Here is a 16,159-nt window from a genome sequence, read left to right on the forward strand (position 1 = left end):
GCTGTGCGGTGCTCCGTGTGGGGTGGGTAGGTAGTTTTCGCCACAGCGTTCGGGGCGGCTACTCACCTGGGTGACAATTTCGGCACCGATATCAGCTGATGCCTCATCACAACCCGCAGCCCGTAAGTGAGTTGAGTGCCTACGCTGCTGTCGGCGCGGGCTCACCCGCCGGTCGCCGCCGCCCCCGTACGACCAGGACCAGCCCGGTCGCCGCGAGCGCGGCCCCGGCCGCACCGCCGCCCATCGGCAGCGTCTCGCCCACCAGCCGCAGCTTGCCGCTGTCCGCCTCGGCCTGCGCGACCTGCGCCCGCCCGGTGTCCTCGGTGAACTCCAGCCGGCGGCTGTCGAGCAGCACCATCGAGTCCTTCTTCGAGCCGGGTGCCCGCACCGTCTTGCGCGGGCCGATCGCCGCGTGCACGATCCGCCCGGTCCGCCGGTCGACGACCAGCTCGATGCCGTGGTTGGCGTACCACTCCTCGGCGAGCACCTGGCCCCGCTTCGGCAGCCCGACCAGGCGGCCGGGCACCATCCGGGTGCCCGTCCTCGTCGGCGGCACGGTGGCGGTGAAGCGATAGCCCTCGTACCCCTGGACCTTCTTCGTACCGGCGAAGCGGAGGCTGACGGTCGAGCCAAGGGTGTTGTCCCACCAGCGGTAGGAGCGTTTCTGCACGTCGAAGGGGAACTTCAGGTACGCCTCGCCGTCAAAGACCGGCTGCTCCCCGCAGCAGTGCACGGGCTCGTTGGTGCGGCGGTCGGTGACCCAGCGCTCCAGGGTCCACTGCAGCGAGTCGGTGGTGTCCGCGGCGGGCAGCGTGTCCTCGGTGTCGACCGAGGTCGAGACGTCCCACACGGCCCGGCCCGCCCGCGCGCTGTCCGCGACGTCGCCACGGACCTGCCGGGTGATCGTCAGGGGCACGCCGGTGACGGTCTTGATGTCCTTGGTGTCGAAGTAGCTGCCCGTGCCGGTGAACACGGTGGTGGTGTCGATGTCGATCGGGGTGCTCTTGGCACGCGGGCCGACGTACCAGGCCAGCATCGGCGCCAGGACGAGCAGGAACACGCCGATGCCGAGCAGAACCAGCGACAGCGGGGAAGCGGTGCGACGCATACGGGCGCTCCAGAGGGGGCGGTGGCGGAGGGGGTTGGCCGTGCCGGTGCGTGCACGAGGCGTGCACGGTGCGTATGGGCCGGGAACCGTAGGCGCGGTCTTGACGGTGTGTCAATCTCCTGATGAGACTGGGGACCTGCGGTCAGGCTGCCGGTGGGGACCAGCGTCAGAGAGGCCTCCCGCCATGCCCAGACTGATCTCCGCGCTACTGACCTCGCTCGTCGCCGCCGCGCTCGCGGTGGGCGCCGCGTTCGCCGTCGTGGCGCTGCTGAACGCCACCCCGGAACAGCCCAACGTGCCTCTGATCAGCTACGAGACGGGGACGCCGCGCAAATGAACGTGACCGGGACCGACGCATCGCCGGTGGGGACGCCATCGGCCTGGGTGGACGTACCGCGGCTGCAGGTACGGCAGTTCGCGGACCGGGCCCTGGCCGAGGTGCCCGAGCTGGCCCGGCAGATCCTCGACGCGATCTGCCAGGAGCACCCCCGGATGCCGCTGATCCTCGACGAGCACGGCGACCTGATGGCGCTCGTCGGGATCCGCCGCGCGCTGGAGGACTTCGTGCAGCACCTGGTACGGGAGGACGGCCGCCGGCCACATTTGCACCTGGAGGTCTTCCAGGAGTTCGGCCGTGGTGAGGGGCTGCACGGCCGTTCCCTGAACTCGCTCCAGGCGGTCTACCGGCTCGGCGTCCGGCTCGCCTGGCGGCGGCTGGCCGAGATCGGGCAGCAGGTGAACATCCCGCCCCCCGCGATGTACGAACTAGCCGAGTCCGGATTCGCCTTCCTGGACGGCCTGGTGGACGAGTCGGTACGGGGTTACGCCGAGGCGGCGGCCCGGCAGGCCGGTGAACGGCTGCGTCTGCAACGGAAGTTGACGCAGGCGATTTTGCGGGAGCGGGAGAGCGGGGGCGGTGGCGACGTCGCCGAGTCGCTGGCGGAGTTCGCGGCGCACGCGGCGAGGATCGGCTGGGCGCTGCCCGAACGGGTCGCGGTCGGGGTGCTGTTGCGCCCGTCCAGGGAGTGCGTCGCGCCGGCGGTCGGTGCCGAGGTGCTGCTCGACATGGAGAGCGAACAGCCACTGATGGTCGTGCCCGACCCGCAGGTCGCGGGCCGCGCCGAGCAGCTGCGGCGGGCGACGAACGGCTGGACGGGTGCGCTCGGCCCCGCAGTGCCGCTCGCCGAGGCGGTGAAGTCGCTGCGCTGGGCGACGGCGGCGGTGGGACTGATGGAACGGGGGCTGCTGCCCTCGGTCGGGCTGCTGCACTGCACGGAGCACACCGAGGCGCTGGTGCTGCTGCCGCCGGAGGAGCTGATCGGTGATCTGACGGACCGGTGCCTGGCGCCGCTTGCGGGCTGCGGGCCGACGCAGGGGCGCCGGCTGGCGGAGACGCTGCTCGCCTGGCTGGAGACGCGGGGCGGGGCGCCGGAGGTGGCGGCCCGGCTGGGGGTGCATCCGCAGACGGTGCGGTACCGGATGCGGCAGATCCGGGAGCTGTGGGGGGCGGAGGTGGACGACCCGGACCGCAGGTTCGAGCTGGAACTGGTCCTGCGGGCACAGAGGCTGCGCGGGCAACTCACGGAACCGATCCGCTGAGCGCGGGCCGCTGGGCGCGGGCCGCTGGGCGCGGTCCGCTGGGCGCGGGCCGCTGGGCGCGGCGCGAACGGGGCCCTGCACCCTAGCCCCTGGCGTGCCTTGGGCAGCGGGGCCGCCCCCCTTTCCCACCCCACCCCAGCCCTCTTGGGCAGCGGGGCCGCCCCCCGGGGGCGGGACGGGTGGGCAAGGGGGCGGCCCCTTGCGCGGAGCGTGACCCTTTCGCGTGCCCCCTTGCCGGTGCGTTTCCTTCGCGCAGGTGCGTTGTGGCTGGTCGCGCAGTTCCCCGCGCCCCTGGGAGGTGCCCCCTGCGTGTGCGTGGGGATTGTGGGGGCGCGTCGTGGTTGCTCGCGCAGTTCCCCGCGCCCCTGGGAGGTGCCCCCTGGGCGAGGAGCGGGACGTGCGGGTGCGTCGTGGCTGGTCGCGCAGTTCCCCGCGCCCCTGAAGGGCGCCCCCGCAGGGGCCCAGCCCCGCGCCCCTGGAGGGTGCCCCGCAGCCGTCAGCCCTGGAGTTGTTCGTAGGCCGGGAGGGTGAGGAAGTCCGCGTAGTCCGTGTCGAGGGAGACGGTCAGCAGCAGGTCGTGGGCCTGCTGCCACTTGCCGGCTGCGAAGGCCTCCTCGCCCAGTTCGGCCCGGATCGCCGCCAGCTCCTCGCCCGCGATCTTCCGCGCCAGCTCCGCCGTCGCCTTCTCGCCGTTCTCGAAGACGACACCGGCGTTGATCCACTGCCAGATCTGCGAGCGGGAGATCTCGGCGGTGGCCGCGTCCTCCATCAGGTTGAAGATGGCGACGGCGCCGAGGCCGCGCAGCCACGCCTCGATGTAGCGGGTGCCGACCTGGACGGCCGCGACCAGGCCCTCGTAGGTCGGCTGCGCGTCGAGCGAGTCGATGGCGATCAGGTCGCCGGCCGCGACGGAGACGTCCTCGCGGAGGCGGTTCTTCTGGTTCGGGTTCTCACCCAGGACCGCGTCGAAGGACTCCATCGCGATCGGCACCAGGTCCGGGTGCGCGACCCACGAACCGTCGAAGCCGTCGTTCGCCTCACGGTCCTTGTCCGCCTTGACCTTCTCGAAGGCGACCTTGTTGACCTCCGCGTCCCGGCGCGACGGGATGAACGCCGCCATGCCGCCGATCGCGTGCGCGCCGCGCTTGTGGCAGGTGCGGACCAGCAGCTCGGTGTAGGCGCGCATGAAGGGCGCCGTCATCGTCACCGCGTTCCGGTCCGGCAGGACGAACTTCGCCCCGCCGTCGCGGAAGTTCTTCACGATCGAGAAGAGGTAGTCCCAGCGGCCCGCGTTCAGGCCCGCCGCGTGGTCGCGCAGCTCGTAGAGGATCTCCTCCATCTCGTACGCCGCCGTGATCGTCTCGATCAGGACGGTTGCGCGGACGGTGCCCTGCGGGATGCCCACGTAGTCCTGGGCGAAGACGAAGATCTCGTTCCAGAGGCGCGCCTCCAGGTGCGACTCGGTCTTCGGCAGGTAGAAGTACGGGCCCTTGCCGAGCTCGATCAGCCGCTTCGCGTTGTGGAAGAAGTACAGGCCGAAGTCGACCAGCGCGCCCGGGACGGAGTTGCCGTCGGCGTCGCGCAGGTGGCGCTCCTCCAGGTGCCAGCCGCGCGGCCGCATGACGACCGTGGCGAGCTCGGAGTTGTCCTTGAGGGCGTACGACTTGCCGGACCTCGGGTCCGTGAAGTCGATGTTGCGGGTGTAGGCGTCGATCAGATTGCGCTGGCCGAGGACCACGTTCTCCCAGGTGGGAGCGGACGCGTCCTCGAAGTCGGCGAGCCAGACCTTCGCGCCCGAGTTCAGGGCGTTGATGGTCATCTTCTGGTCGGTCGGACCGGTGATCTCCACCCGGCGGTCGTTCAGCGCGGCCGGGGCCGGCGCGACCTTCCAGGAGTCGTCCTCGCGGATCGCGGCCGTCTCCGGCAGGAAGTCCAGCGAGGAGGTGCGGGCGATCTCCGCGCGGCGCTCACCGCGGCGGGCCAGCAGCTCGTTGCGGCGGGGCGTGAACCGCTGGTGCAGCTCGGCCACGAACGCGAGGGCGGCGTCGGTCAGAACCTCGTCCTGCCTCGGCAGGGGCTCGGCGTCGACGATGGCCAGCGGGGACGGCGCTGGTGCGGACATGAGCTGTCACTCCTTCGCGGGCGGTGCCTTCGCGACCGCCGGGCAGCCGCCTCGGCACTGAGTGCCGAGGGTGCCGAGATACGGGCGCAGGCGCCGTCTGATGTGTTTCGGTCTATCAGGCGCTTCTGAACAGTGGATATTAGTTTCCTCATGGTGGAAGTTCAATGGTTTGTTGATGTCGAGATTCTTCGGGGCGACATATCGTGGCCCTGAGTGCCGCCCCGCTCACAACAGGTGGCTCCCCGCGCTCCGGTGCGGGGCTCACGCCCCGGTGGCGTGTGTGCGCCTGCCGCGAAGGCGCGCTTCCCGCTCACTCCAGGCGGGCGAGGTCCTGCGGCAGGTCGATGTCGTACGCCTCGGCCACGTCGCCGCACTCGACGAGCGTCAGCTCCGCCGCGTGCTCCTTCAGATATGCGCGTGCCCCGCGATCGCCCACCGCAGTCCTGGCGATATCGGCCCATCTGTCCGCACCGAACAGCACGGGGTGCCCGCGCTGCCCGTCGTACGAGGCGGCGGCCAGGCCGGCCCCGGGGGCGGCCAGCACCCGCCGGACCGCCTCGGGGCCGATACCGGGCTGGTCCACGAGGGAGACCAGGGCGGCGGTGCACGTGGCGCCGGCTCCGGAGGCGTTCAGCAGGGCGTCGAGGCCCGCGCGCAGGGAGGACCCCATGCCCTCGGCCCAGTCCGGGTTGTCGACGGTGACGCAGTCGTCCAGCCCGGCGCGCGCCCGTACCTCGTCCGCCGCCGCGCCCAAAACCACGTACACCCGGGAGCAGCCGCCCTCCCGCAGCACCCGCACCGCGTGCTCGACCAGCGGGCGGCCCCGGTGTTCGAGGAGAGCCTTGGGCCGGCCGCCGAGCCGCCGGCCGCCGCCCGCGGCCAGCAGCAGGCCTGCCGTAGGTCCGTGATGCCCGTGATGCCCGTGGTGCGTGTCGTGCGTGTGGTGCGGAGTCGATGGAGGCGCCATGGTCACTGGATACCTCATATACGGTCGAACGTACGCCAGGGGAGCCACGGGAGGGACAGTCGAGTTGAGCTGGGACGGGGTCGGTCAGCCGCTGCAGGAGAAGGACCCGCCGACGGTCGGCGGATACCGGCTGGTCGCGAAGCTGGGCGCGGGCGGGATGGGCGAGGTCTATCTGTCCCACACGCCCGGCGGCAGGGCCGTGGCCCTCAAGGTGATCCGGCCGCACCTCACCGGGGATCCGGAGTTCCGCCGCAGGTTCCGGCTGGAGGTGCGGGCGGCGCGGCAGGTCGCCGCGCTGCACACAGCGCCCGTCATCGACGCCGAGACCGAGGGTGACACGCCCTGGCTGGCGACCGCGTACGTGCCGGGGCCCTCGCTCGCCGAAGCCGTCACCGCGCACGGCCCGCTGCCCGTCGACTCCGTACTGCTGCTGGTCGCCGGGGTCGCCGAGGCACTCCAGGCCATCCACGCCTGCGGCATCGTGCACCGCGACCTCAAGCCCTCCAACGTCCTGCTCGCCCCCGACGGCCCCCGCGTCATCGACTTCGGCATCGCGCACGCCGCGGGGTCGCTCTCGCTCACCGCGGCCGGCATCGCCGTCGGCACGCCCGCCTTCATGTCCCCCGAGCAGGCGGAGGGAGGGCCGATCAGCTGGGCGACGGACGTCTTCTCGCTCGGCCTGGTGGCCTCCTACGCGGCCGGTGGCAGTCCGGCGTTCGGCGAGGGCACCCCGCACGGGGTGCTCTACCGCATCGTCCACGAGGCACCGAGGATCGGCGCCGTTCCGCCGTCGCTGCACGAGCTGATAACGCGCTGCCTGGCCAAGGACCCGGCGGCCAGGCCGACCACCACCGAGGTCATCGGCCTGTGCCGGGCCGCCGCCGGCGGCGCGGGGCTGCGCAGGGCGGAGAACTGGCTGCCGCCCGCGCTGACCGCCGCCATCACGGCTCGCCCGCAGCCTCCGGCGGCTGCGCCCGCGCCCGAGCCGCCTTCCGCACCCGCCACACCGCCCGGAGTCTTCGGGCCACCGGCCGCCCAGCCGTACGGGTACCCCGCCGCGCCCCCGCACCATCCCCACCAGCCCCAGCCCCAGCCCCAGCCCCAGCCGCCCCCGCTCTCGCAGGGTTACGCCGCGTACGCCTACCCGCAGCCGAACTCCCCGCACGGGACGCCCGCCTCCGGTGCGTTCGCCGGACCGTCGTCGCACCCGGGCGCGCCCACCGGCCCCGTCCTGGACGCGAAGCCCCGCACCCGCCCGCGCCGGGCCGTGGCAATGGGCACGGCAGCCGCCGTACTAGCCGTCGGGGCACTGGGCGCGGGCGCCGCGTACCTGCTGGGCGAGAACGACCGGGGCGGGAGCACCCCGGCGGGGCAGCCGGGCAGCACCCGGCAACCGGGGCCCGCGGAGGAGCCCCCGGCGACCTACCCGCCGGGGCCCGAGGCCTCGTCGGCCGCGCCCGAGTCGCTGGACACCCGCAAGACGGGCACCCCGGCGCCTCCCCTCTCGGTCCCGCCGTCGGCCCGCCGCGCGGTGCCCGAGGGGGAGCGGCGCTCCCCGTAGCCCCAGGACGGGCGGGGGGCCTACTCCGTGGTCCGCTCCTCGCCGAAGCGTTCGACGGCGTCACGGACCGATGCGAAGGCGGGGCCCAGCGCGCTCACGGATCCGATGGCTCCGGCGACCAGCAGCAGCGAGCGGCGCAGCCGCGTCACCTCGGGTGCGCCGCTCAGGACCATCGCCGCGAGGGCGGCGAGTTCGTCCTCCGCGACCATGCGGTCCGACAGCTCGGCCGGATGCGCGGCCAGTTCGCGACGCAGCCGGGCGACCACCTTGTGGAGCTCCGCCACCCTGGGGTCGCCGCCGGCGCTTGTCGCACACCGCTCCTGCGCGCTTCGCAACAGAGCTCTCCCCTCGCACGTCGTCGTGCGGTAGACGCCGGTCCGTTCCCTGGAATCGCTCCCGGGCGTCCGGCACGTTAACGCTCTCGCCGCGTGTGCGCCACCGTACGGACCGTGATCCGGGCCGAAGGGTTGAGCGGCCCGCCGTCACACCCGTGCTGCGGTCCTGGCCCGGTACGGGTACGGACCCACCGTCTCGCACCGCCGGTGACCTCGGCGGATCTACGGTGGAACGAGTGCCGCGCGAACTGCGCGGCACCTGTCACCGAGTGAGGGGATTCTCATGTCGAGCGGTTGCCGTGACTGCCGGACGTGCACGAAGAGCCTGCTGGGCCGGACGGCCAGGAAGGCGCTGTACGTGGTCACCTTGTCCTGGCTGGTCAAACCGGTCTTCCTGCGGAACTGCCCGCAGTGCGGGCATGTGATGCGCCGGCACCGGCGGCGCACCGACGGCTCGTTCCAGGACTGACCGGGACGCCCGTCCGCAACGTGCCCGACCGCCTGCCCCGCGCCCGGCCGTCCGCCCGCCCCGCTCCCGGGGCGTCAGGCCGCCCGCTGCCAGCCCAGGGCCTCGATCTGCGCGACCTCGCCGTCCGCGAGCAGGGTGAACAGGCGCAGCACCTCCGGCTCGGTCACCTGGTCCAGCGAGCCGGGCGCCGTCTCCTCGTCCTCGACGTTCTCCCAGAGGAGCAGCCCGCCCGCGTACGCGCTCAGCGACCAGCCGCTCTCGTGCGTCAGCGAGACGTCCGGGTTCTCGGTGTCGGTACTTGCCAGCGCCTCCTGGACGAGCTTGCGGACCGTGTCGGTGTCCGGTTCGTCGACCGCGTTGCCCTGGACGTCGTACATGAAGTAGGTCATGGGGATTCTTCGTTCCTTACCTTCTGATCAGCCTGCGGGCCGTGGCCGCCGCGACGGCGGACGTACGGGAGTCCACGCCAAGTTTCGCGTAGATGTGCACCAGGTGTGACTTCACGGTCGCCTGGCTGAGGAAGAGCGCCTTGCTGACCTGCTGGTTGGAGAGACCGTCGCCGACCAGCTGGAGGACTTCCAGCTCACGCTTGGTGAGGGCCTCGGCGGGGGTGCGCATCCGGTCCATGAGCCGGTGGGCGACGGCGGGCGCCAGCGCCGACCGGCCGGCTGCCGCCGTGCGGACCGCCGCCGCCAGCTCCTCCGGCGGGGCGTCCTTGAGGAGGTAGCCCGCGGCCCCCGACTCGACGGCCGCGAGGATGTCCGCGTCCGTGTCGTACGTGGTGAGCACGAGCACACGGGGGGCGTCCGGCCGGGCGGCGATGGCGGCCGTGGCCTCGGAGCCGTGCATGCGGCCGGGCCCGAACTGCAGGTCCATCAGGACCACGTCGATCCCGCCGGCAGCCGCCAGCTCCACGGCACGCTCCGCGGTCGCCGCCTCCTGCACGACCCGCATGCCGGGTTCCGTGTCGAGGACGGCGCGCAGCCCCGCCCGTACGACGGGGTGGTCGTCGGCGAGCAGCAGCCGGACGGGGGACGGGCTCATGTGGGAACTCCCGCGGTCGGTGAGGGTGAGGGGGACGGCAGGGGCAGCGGAAGGGTGATCGCGACGGCGGTGCCCTGGCCGGGGGCCGACTCGACGCTCAGGGTGCCGCCCAGGGAGCGGGCCCTGGAACGCATGGCGGGCAGCCCGAAACCGCCGTCGCCTGCCGCCGGGCGCCGCCTGACCTGCCGCGGCTCGAAGCCCGCGCCGTCGTCGACGATGTCGAGCGAGACGGAGGTCTCCATGAAGCTCAGGGTGATCTCCGCGCGCTCCGCCCCCGCGTGCCGCACGGTGTTGGCGAGCGCGGACTGCGCGATGCGCAGCAGGGCCACCTCGTACGGGGTGGGCAGCTCCACCGGGCTTCCGCTGACCGAGAACTGCACGGCGGGCCCGCCGGGCGCCGGGGTGCACAGCCGCTCCAGGGCGCCCGCGAGCGACCCGTGCTCCAGGTCGGGCGGGCTCAGCGCCCGGACGAAGCGGCGTGCCTCCGCGAGGTTGTCCTGGGCCGCCTCGCGGGCCCTGCGGATGTGCGTAAGAGCCGGGTCCTCACCCGGCAGGGCACGCTCGGCGGCGCGCAGCAGCAGCTGGATGCTGGACAGGCCCTGGGCGAGGGTGTCGTGGATCTCGCGGGCCAGGCGCTCGCGTTCGGCGAGGGTGCCCGCGGCCCGCTCGGCCTCGGCCAGCTCGGCGCGGGTGGAGAGGAGTTCGTCGATCAGCTCCCGGCGCCGCTCGCTCTCCCGGTACAGGGCCTGGTAGCCGAGCACGGTCGCCACGGCGACGGCGCCGCCGAGCAGCGGACCTATGAACGTGCCGGGGGAGACCGGCTGCCCGTGCAGGACGAAGCTGGTGATGGCGGCGGTCGCGGTGACGGCGACGGCCGGCAGCCCCCACCGCATCGGGAGCAGGTGCAGTTGCAGGAAGTAGAGCGGGAACGCGGCCCACAGCCCGTCCGGGGAGAGGGCGAGCAGGGCGAGCCAGGCCGCCCCCAGTGCGGCCAGCCACAGTGCGGCGGCGCGCTGCGAACGGCTCACGGCGGGGCTCAGCGTCCCGGCCGCGTACACCGCGGCCATCACCAGGGCCGCCGCGACGACCGCGTACGCGTGCGCGCCGCCCTGGCCGCCCGCGACCGCCTTGACCGCGGCGAGCGCCAGCAGCCCGGCGAGCAGCGCGTGCAGGCAGATCCGCAGCGCACGCAGTACGGGCGTGAAGGTGAGGGCGTCGGCGGACGCGGCGGGACCGAGGGCGGGCGTGGCGGCGGACACGGGTGTCACGGCTGACGCGGCGGGCGTGGGGGCAGGGGTGGGGGGAGCGGCGGGGTCCATGGTTCTTGCCAGCCTAAAGGGGGTGTCCTCGCGGCAGGTCAACCAAAGGATTGACCGGGGGACGACCCGTCGCCCGATGTGTGTGCGCCACGCGCCGACCAAGGTGGTGACCATGTTCGTCGCATGGAGAGATCTCCGGTTCGCCAGGGGCCGGTTCGCCCTCATGGGCTCGGTCGTGGTCCTGATCACCCTGCTCGTCGGCCTGCTGTCCGGGCTGACCGCCGGCCTCGGCAGGGACAACACGGTGGCCCTCACCTCGCTGCCCGCCGACCGGCTCGCCTTCGCCGTGCCGCCGGACGGCCAGGAGGTGTCGTTCGCCAACTCCGCGGTGGGGGAGGGGGCGTGGCGGGACTGGGCGAAGCAGCCCGGCGTCGAGAGCGCCCAGCCGATCGGCATCCGTACCGTCAACGGGTGGGCCGGTGAGCGCACGGTCGCCGTCGCGGCCTTCGGTGTCGAGCCCGCGGCCCGGATCGCACCCGCATCCGACCGGCTCGGCCCCGGCCAGGTGGTCCTCTCCGCCAAGGCCGCCCAGGAACTGGACGTCTCGGTGGGCGACAAGGTCAGGCTCGGTCCGGTGGAGGAGCGGGTCGCCGCCGTCGAGGGCGGCGCGATGTACAGCCACACGCCGGTCGTGTGGACCTCGCTCGACGACTGGCAGAAGCTCGGCCACAGCGGTACGACGACGGAGGAGCAGGCCACCGTGGTCGCCCTGACCGGCGCGGGCGCCGACTACGCGGCGGGCGACCGGGCGACGGACACCCGGTCCGTGCCCCTGGCGGACTCCCTCGCCGCCCTCTCCTCGTACCAGGCGGAGAACGGCTCGCTGCAACTGATGCGCGGCTTCCTCTTCGCCATCTCGGCGCTGGTGGTCGGCGCGTTCTTCACGGTCTGGACGATCCAGCGCAGCGGCGACATCGCGGTCCTCAAGGCGCTCGGTGCCTCCACCCGCTACCTGCTGAAGGACGCCATCGGGCAGGCCGTCGTGCTGCTCGGCGTCGGGACGCTGGCCGGTACCGCGCTCGCCGCGCTCCTCGGCGCTCTGATCGGCGGGGCCGTGCCCTTCCTGCTGGACGCCACCACGCTCCTGGTGCCCGCCCTCGTGATGATCGTGCTCGGCATCGCAGGGGCCGCCCTGTCCATCCGGCGCATCACCGCCGTCGACCCCCTCACCGCGCTCGGGAGTGCCCGATGACCCTCGTACTGGAAGACGTCACCCTCACCTACCCGGACGGCGAGGGGGCGCGGCTGACCGCCCTGGACGCGGTCTCGCTGAGTGTCCCGGCGGGGGAACTGGTGGCCGTCGTCGGCCCTTCGGGTTCCGGGAAGTCGAGCCTGCTCGCTGTGGCCGCCACCCTCGTCACCCCCGACGCGGGGCAGGTGGTTCTCGACGGCAGGCGGACGGACCGGCTGAGCCGCGGGCAGCAGGCACAGCTGCGCCGGGACAAGATCGGCATCGTCTTCCAGCAGCCGAACCTGCTGCCGTCCCTGACCGCGACCGAACAGCTCCAGGTGATGGCGCACCTGTCGGGCCGCGCGCCGCGCCGGTGGCGTGACCGGGCGGGGGAGCTGCTGGACGCGGTCGGCCTGGCGGACAAGGCGGACAGCCGGCCCCACCAGCTCTCCGGCGGTCAGCGCCAGCGCGTCAACATCGCCCGCGCCCTGATGAACGAGCCTGCGGTGCTGCTGGTCGACGAACCCACCAGCGCACTCGACCACGAGCGGGGGGCGGCGGTCCTCGACCTGCTGGCGGGGCTCGCCCGGGACAGGGCGGTCGCCACGGTCCTGGTCACCCACGACCACGCGCACCTGCACGTCGCGGACCGCACGGTGACCATGACCGACGGCCGTCTCACGGCCGGCACGCCCGCGACGCCCCGGGGCTGATCCTGCGCCCGCAAGAACCCACCCCCCCCCGGGGGGCAGCACCCGTGACTACCCCTGCGGCGGGTTCGTGTTGGCCAGCGCCACGGAGAGCTCCTGGGCCACCTCCTGCAGGATCGGCACGATCCGCTCGGTGGCCTTCTCCGTCACCCGTCCCGCGGGGCCGGAGATCGAGACGGCCGCCGCCGAGGGGGAGTTCGGCACCGAGACCGCCAGGCACCGCACCCCTATCTCCTGCTCGTTGTCGTCCACCGCGTACCCGGCCCGGCGTACCTGCTCCAGGGCGTCCAGGAACCCCTCGGGCGTGGTGATGGTCTTCTCGGTGGCGGCCGGCATCCCGGTCCTGGCGAGCAGTGCCCGTACCTCGTCGGCCGGGGTGTGTGCCAGGAGCGCCTTGCCGACGCCCGTCGAGTGCGGCAGCACCCGCCGGCCGACCTCGGTGAACATCCGCATCGAGTGCTTGGACGGCACCTGCGCCACGTACACGATCTCGTCGCCGTCGAGCAGCGCCATGTTGGCGGTCTCGCCGGTCTCCTCGACCAGCCGCGCCAGATAGGGCCTGGCCCAGGTGCCCAGGAGCCGTGCGGCGCTCTCGCCGAGGCGGATCAGCCGGGGGCCAAGCGCGTACCGCCGGTTGGGCTGCTGGCGCACGTAACCGCACGCCACCAGCGTCCGCATCAGCCGGTGGATGGTCGGCAGGGGCAGTCCGCTGCTGGCTGAGAGCTCGCTCAGTCCGACCTCACCGCCTGCGTCGGCCATTCGCTCAAGCAGGTCGAAGGCGCGCTCCAGGGACTGCACCCCGCCACTGGCGGCGGCGGGCTTGGAGGCGTCGGTGGCGCTGGCGCTGGACGTCGGCACGGAGCGGTCCTTTCGGGGCTGGCAGGCAAGGCAGCAGACTACCTGGGGTGGTCCGGGAGGCCCCTCATGGCAGGAGCTACGTTCTACCAGGCGGAATTCTAATTCCATTCTGTGGAAACATCCAAGGGTGGTGTCGGTGATCACATCCAGCCTCGTCCATCCGGTCGACCCCTTGACGGCTCGCGGGCTCGGATAAAGACTCCGCTTCAGCACAAAGCTTCAACAGAACGTTGAAAAGGAGACGTGAGTGACTGAGTCGGACGCGCCGGACGGATCCGTGGAACTGGTGCTGCGCTCCTCGCGGGTCGTCACCCCCGAGGGCACCCGCCCTGCCTCGGTCGCCGTTGCCGACGGGAAGATCCTCGCAGTGCTGCCGTACGACACGTACGGCGAGCGGGGCGAGGGGCTGCCCGAAGGCGCCCGCTTCGAGGACCTCGGTGAGCACGTGCTGCTGCCGGGCCTCGTCGACACCCATGTCCATGTGAACGACCCGGGCCGCGCCGAGTGGGAGGGCTTCTGGACCGCCACCCGCGCCGCGGCTGCCGGTGGCATCACGACCCTCCTCGACATGCCCCTGAACTCGCTGCCGCCGACCACCACGGCCGAGAACCTGCGCGTCAAGCAGGACGTCGCCCGCCCCAAGGCGCACATCGACACCGGCTTCTGGGGCGGCGCGCTGCCCTCCAACGTTGCCGACCTGAAGCCGCTGTACGAGGCCGGGGTGTTCGGCTTCAAGTGCTTCCTGTCGCCGTCGGGCGTCGAGGAGTTCCCCGAGCTCGACCAGGACCAGCTGGCCGTGTCCATGGCGGAGATCGCCGGTCTCGGCGGACTGCTGATCGTGCACGCCGAGGACCCCCACCACCTCGCCGAGGCCCCGCAGAAGTCCGGCGAGAAGTACGCCGACTTCCTCGCCTCCCGGCCGCGTGACGCCGAGAACACCGCCATCGAGGGCCTCATCGCGCTCGCCAAGCGGCTCGACGCCCGCGTCCACGTGCTGCACCTCTCGTCCTCCGACGCGCTGCCGCTGATCGCCGCGGCCAAGCGCGAGGGCGTTCAGGTCTCGGTCGAGTCCTGCCCGCACTTCCTGACCCTCACCGCGGAGGAGGTGCCGGACGGAGCGACCGAGTTCAAGTGCTGCCCGCCGATCCGTGAGGCGGCCAACCAGGACGCGCTGTGGGAGGGCCTGGCCGACGGCACGATCGACTGCATCGTCTCCGACCACTCGCCGTGCACCACCGACCTCAAGACCCAGGACTTCGCTACCGCCTGGGGCGGCATCTCCTCCCTCCAGCTCGGCCTGCCGGCCATCTGGACCGAGGCCCGTAAGCGCGGCCACTCGCTGGACGAGGTCGTCCGCTGGATGTCGGCGGCCCCCGCCCGGCTCGCCGGGCTGAGCCGCAAGGGCGCCATCGAGGCGGGCCGCGACGCCGACTTCGCGGTGCTTGCCCCGGAGGAGACCTTCACCGTCGACCCGGTCGAGCTGTACCACCGCAACCAGGTCACGGCGTACGCGGGCAAGACCCTGCACGGCGTCGTCAAGCAGACCTGGCTGCGCGGCGTGCGGATCGCCCACGAGGGCACCCTCACCGAGCCCACCGGCCGCCTGCTGGAGAGGAACAAGTAGTCATGACGGAGATCCCCTCGTTCACCGGAGACGCCAGCCCCTTCGGCGGCGGCGACCCGTACGCCGACTACCGGACGGCCGACTTCCCGTTCACCCACCACGTCGACCTCGCCGACCGCCGCCTGGGTGCCGGGGTGATCGCCGCGAACGACGAGTTCTTCGCCGAGCGCGAGAACCTGCTCGTCCCCGAACCCGCCCACTTCGACCCGGAGCGCTTCGGGCACAAGGGCAAGATCATGGACGGCTGGGAGACCCGCCGCAGGCGCGGCGTCTCGGCCGAGCAGCCGCACCCCACCGACGAGGACCACGACTGGGCGCTGGTACGCCTCGGCGCGCCCGGTGTCGTGCGCGGCATCGTCGTCGACACGGCCCACTTCCGCGGCAACTACCCGCAGGCCGTCTCCGTCGAGGGCGCCTCCGTGCCCGGCTCCCCCTCGCCCGAGGACCTGCTCTCCGGCGACGTGAAGTGGACGACCCTCGTCCCCCGCACGGCGGTCGGCGGCCACGCGGCCAACGGCTTCGAAGTCACGCTCGAACAGCGCTTCACACACCTGCGCGTCAACCAGCACCCGGACGGCGGCATCGCCCGCCTGCGGGTTTACGGCGAGGTCGTGCCCGACCCGGCCTGGCTGACCGCGTGCGGCACCTTCGACCTGGTCGCCCTGGAGAACGGCGGCCGCGTCGAGGACGCGTCGGACCGCTTCTACTCCCCGGCCACCAACACCATCCAGCCGGGCCGCTCGCACAAGATGGACGACGGCTGGGAGACCCGCCGCCGCCGCGACCGCGGCAACGACTGGATCAGCTACCACCTGGTCGAGCAGGCCGAGATCCGCGCGGTCGAGATCGACACCGCCTACCTCAAGGGCAACTCGGCCGGCTGGGCGGCCCTCTCGGTCCGTGACGGCGACAGCGGCGACTGGGCCGAGATCCTGCCGCGCACCCGGCTGCAGCCCGACACCAACCACCGCTTCGTGCTCGCCTCCGCCCCGCGGGCGAGCCAGGTCCGGATCGACATCTTCCCGGACGGCGGCATCTCCCGGCTGCGCCTCTTCGGCTCGCTGACCGAACAGGGCGCGGCCTCGCTGGCAGCCCGCCACCACGAGCTCGGTGGCTGACCGGCGACAGGATGGCTGACGGTACGGGCGTGGGGGGGGGGGGGCGCCCCCGGGGGGGGGGGGCCCCCCCCCCCCCCCCGCGCCCCCCCCCCCCCCGCCGCCGCGCGCCCCCCCCCCCCCCCCCCCGCCCCCCCCCCCCCCCCGGCCGGCCGGC

At 73.0% G+C, this 16,159-nt stretch carries 16 protein-coding genes; 8 read left to right on the forward strand and 8 right to left on the reverse strand.

Translation table 11 applies throughout. The annotated features are described in order from the left end of the window. Positions 1 to 139: 139 nt before the first annotated feature. The gene (locus tag ACIQM4_RS02120) at positions 140 to 1,108 is read right to left on the reverse strand and encodes a DUF3068 domain-containing protein (RefSeq protein ID WP_401584709.1); all 969 of its coding nucleotides are present in this window, start codon (positions 1,106 to 1,108) and stop codon (positions 140 to 142) included. 184 nt (positions 1,109 to 1,292) lie between these two features. Here ACIQM4_RS02120 and ACIQM4_RS02125 point away from each other — a divergent pair, with 184 nt between their 5' ends. Both ACIQM4_RS02125 and ACIQM4_RS02130 read left to right on the forward strand, forming a co-directional pair. Then, entirely contained in the window at positions 1,293 to 1,445 is a 153-nt protein-coding gene (locus tag ACIQM4_RS02125) for a hypothetical protein (protein WP_401584711.1), read from the forward strand. Continuing rightward, positions 1,442 to 2,707 carry a helix-turn-helix domain-containing protein gene (locus tag ACIQM4_RS02130; protein WP_401584712.1) on the forward strand — a complete coding sequence of 422 codons (1,266 nt, stop codon included), beginning with the start codon at positions 1,442 to 1,444 and terminating at the stop codon, positions 2,705 to 2,707. Before ACIQM4_RS02125 ends, ACIQM4_RS02130 begins: the two co-directional genes overlap by 4 nt. A gap of 496 nt (positions 2,708 to 3,203) precedes the next feature. Here the strand turns inward: ACIQM4_RS02130 and aceB are convergent, their stop codons facing one another. Next, on the reverse strand, positions 3,204 to 4,829 hold the full coding sequence (aceB, locus tag ACIQM4_RS02135; protein WP_401584715.1) for a malate synthase A: 1,626 nt from the start codon (positions 4,827 to 4,829) through the stop codon (positions 3,204 to 3,206). A gap of 310 nt (positions 4,830 to 5,139) precedes the next feature. Beyond that, positions 5,140 to 5,796 (reverse strand): NTP transferase domain-containing protein, encoded by a 657-nt coding sequence (locus tag ACIQM4_RS02140; RefSeq protein WP_401584718.1) that lies wholly within the window; start codon positions 5,794 to 5,796, stop codon positions 5,140 to 5,142. Here ACIQM4_RS02140 and ACIQM4_RS02145 point away from each other — a divergent pair. Further along, positions 5,795 to 7,357: a serine/threonine-protein kinase gene (locus ACIQM4_RS02145; RefSeq protein ID WP_401584721.1), complete on the forward strand. Its 1,563-nt coding sequence runs from the start codon at positions 5,795 to 5,797 to the stop codon at positions 7,355 to 7,357. The two genes, ACIQM4_RS02140 and ACIQM4_RS02145, sit on opposite strands and share 2 nt — an antisense overlap. A gap of 20 nt (positions 7,358 to 7,377) precedes the next feature. On the opposite strand, the gene ACIQM4_RS02150 is transcribed toward ACIQM4_RS02145, so the two are convergent. After that, positions 7,378 to 7,695 carry a DUF5955 family protein gene (locus ACIQM4_RS02150; protein ID WP_401586047.1) on the reverse strand — a complete coding sequence of 106 codons (318 nt, stop codon included), beginning with the start codon at positions 7,693 to 7,695 and terminating at the stop codon, positions 7,378 to 7,380. A 280-nt stretch (positions 7,696 to 7,975) separates the two neighbouring features. Here ACIQM4_RS02150 and ACIQM4_RS02155 point away from each other — a divergent pair, with 280 nt between their 5' ends. Further along, positions 7,976 to 8,161, forward strand: coding sequence for a hypothetical protein (locus ACIQM4_RS02155; protein WP_401584723.1), 186 nt, complete (start codon positions 7,976 to 7,978; stop codon positions 8,159 to 8,161). Between the two features lie 74 nt (positions 8,162 to 8,235). On the opposite strand, the gene ACIQM4_RS02160 is transcribed toward ACIQM4_RS02155, so the two are convergent. The 3 genes from ACIQM4_RS02160 to ACIQM4_RS02170 are packed head-to-tail and all read right to left on the reverse strand — an operon-like array spanning position 8,236 to position 10,464. Next, the gene (locus ACIQM4_RS02160) at positions 8,236 to 8,550 is read right to left on the reverse strand and encodes a hypothetical protein (RefSeq protein ID WP_401584726.1); all 315 of its coding nucleotides are present in this window, start codon (positions 8,548 to 8,550) and stop codon (positions 8,236 to 8,238) included. 16 nt (positions 8,551 to 8,566) lie between these two features. Continuing rightward, on the reverse strand, positions 8,567 to 9,205 hold the full coding sequence (locus ACIQM4_RS02165; protein ID WP_401584728.1) for a response regulator: 639 nt from the start codon (positions 9,203 to 9,205) through the stop codon (positions 8,567 to 8,569). Next, positions 9,202 to 10,464, reverse strand: coding sequence for a sensor histidine kinase (locus ACIQM4_RS02170; protein ID WP_401584731.1), 1,263 nt, complete (start codon positions 10,462 to 10,464; stop codon positions 9,202 to 9,204). Before ACIQM4_RS02170 ends, ACIQM4_RS02165 begins: the two co-directional genes overlap by 4 nt. 172 nt (positions 10,465 to 10,636) lie before the next feature. On the opposite strand from ACIQM4_RS02170, the gene ACIQM4_RS02175 reads away from it, so the two are divergent. Together ACIQM4_RS02175 and ACIQM4_RS02180 are read left to right on the forward strand one after the other, a co-directional pair. Next, complete coding sequence (locus tag ACIQM4_RS02175) at positions 10,637 to 11,716, forward strand: ABC transporter permease (protein WP_401584734.1); 1,080 nt, start codon at positions 10,637 to 10,639, stop codon at positions 11,714 to 11,716. Then, positions 11,713 to 12,408 carry an ABC transporter ATP-binding protein gene (locus ACIQM4_RS02180; protein WP_401584737.1) on the forward strand — a complete coding sequence of 232 codons (696 nt, stop codon included), beginning with the start codon at positions 11,713 to 11,715 and terminating at the stop codon, positions 12,406 to 12,408. The genes ACIQM4_RS02175 and ACIQM4_RS02180 overlap by 4 nt, the downstream gene beginning before the upstream one ends. Before the next feature lie 48 nt (positions 12,409 to 12,456). On the opposite strand, the gene ACIQM4_RS02185 is transcribed toward ACIQM4_RS02180, so the two are convergent. Beyond that, positions 12,457 to 13,263, reverse strand: coding sequence for an IclR family transcriptional regulator (locus ACIQM4_RS02185; protein ID WP_401584740.1), 807 nt, complete (start codon positions 13,261 to 13,263; stop codon positions 12,457 to 12,459). Positions 13,264 to 13,510: 247 nt separating this feature from the next. Here ACIQM4_RS02185 and allB point away from each other — a divergent pair, with 247 nt between their 5' ends. Together allB and alc are read left to right on the forward strand one after the other, a co-directional pair. Continuing rightward, complete coding sequence (allB, locus tag ACIQM4_RS02190; protein ID WP_401584743.1) at positions 13,511 to 14,887, forward strand: allantoinase AllB; 1,377 nt, start codon at positions 13,511 to 13,513, stop codon at positions 14,885 to 14,887. A 2-nt stretch (positions 14,888 to 14,889) separates the two neighbouring features. Further along, positions 14,890 to 16,005 (forward strand): allantoicase, encoded by a 1,116-nt coding sequence (gene alc / locus ACIQM4_RS02195; protein ID WP_401584746.1) that lies wholly within the window; start codon positions 14,890 to 14,892, stop codon positions 16,003 to 16,005. The last annotated feature ends 154 nt before the right edge of the window (positions 16,006 to 16,159 follow it).

Source organism: Streptomyces sp. NPDC091272, assembly GCF_044757485.1.
Lineage (GTDB): Bacteria > Actinomycetota > Actinomycetes > Streptomycetales > Streptomycetaceae > Streptomyces.

Bases quoted from the DNA above. Each gene is read 5' to 3' on its own strand.
- aceB (WP_401584715.1), bottom strand. From the start codon at position 4,829: ATGTCCGCACCAGCGCCGTCCCCGCTGGCCATCGTCGACGCCGAGCCC.
- ACIQM4_RS02155 (WP_401584723.1), top strand. From the start codon at position 7,976: ATGTCGAGCGGTTGCCGTGACTGCCGGACGTGCACGAAGAGCCTGCTG.
- ACIQM4_RS02145 (WP_401584721.1), top strand. From the start codon at position 5,795: ATGGTCACTGGATACCTCATATACGGTCGAACGTACGCCAGGGGAGCC.
- ACIQM4_RS02130 (WP_401584712.1), top strand. From the start codon at position 1,442: ATGAACGTGACCGGGACCGACGCATCGCCGGTGGGGACGCCATCGGCC.
- ACIQM4_RS02140 (WP_401584718.1), bottom strand. From the start codon at position 5,796: ATGGCGCCTCCATCGACTCCGCACCACACGCACGACACGCACCACGGG.
- ACIQM4_RS02165 (WP_401584728.1), bottom strand. From the start codon at position 9,205: ATGAGCCCGTCCCCCGTCCGGCTGCTGCTCGCCGACGACCACCCCGTC.
- ACIQM4_RS02120 (WP_401584709.1), bottom strand. From the start codon at position 1,108: ATGCGTCGCACCGCTTCCCCGCTGTCGCTGGTTCTGCTCGGCATCGGC.
- ACIQM4_RS02160 (WP_401584726.1), bottom strand. From the start codon at position 8,550: ATGACCTACTTCATGTACGACGTCCAGGGCAACGCGGTCGACGAACCG.
- alc (WP_401584746.1), top strand. From the start codon at position 14,890: ATGACGGAGATCCCCTCGTTCACCGGAGACGCCAGCCCCTTCGGCGGC.
- ACIQM4_RS02175 (WP_401584734.1), top strand. From the start codon at position 10,637: ATGTTCGTCGCATGGAGAGATCTCCGGTTCGCCAGGGGCCGGTTCGCC.
- ACIQM4_RS02125 (WP_401584711.1), top strand. From the start codon at position 1,293: ATGCCCAGACTGATCTCCGCGCTACTGACCTCGCTCGTCGCCGCCGCG.
- ACIQM4_RS02180 (WP_401584737.1), top strand. From the start codon at position 11,713: ATGACCCTCGTACTGGAAGACGTCACCCTCACCTACCCGGACGGCGAG.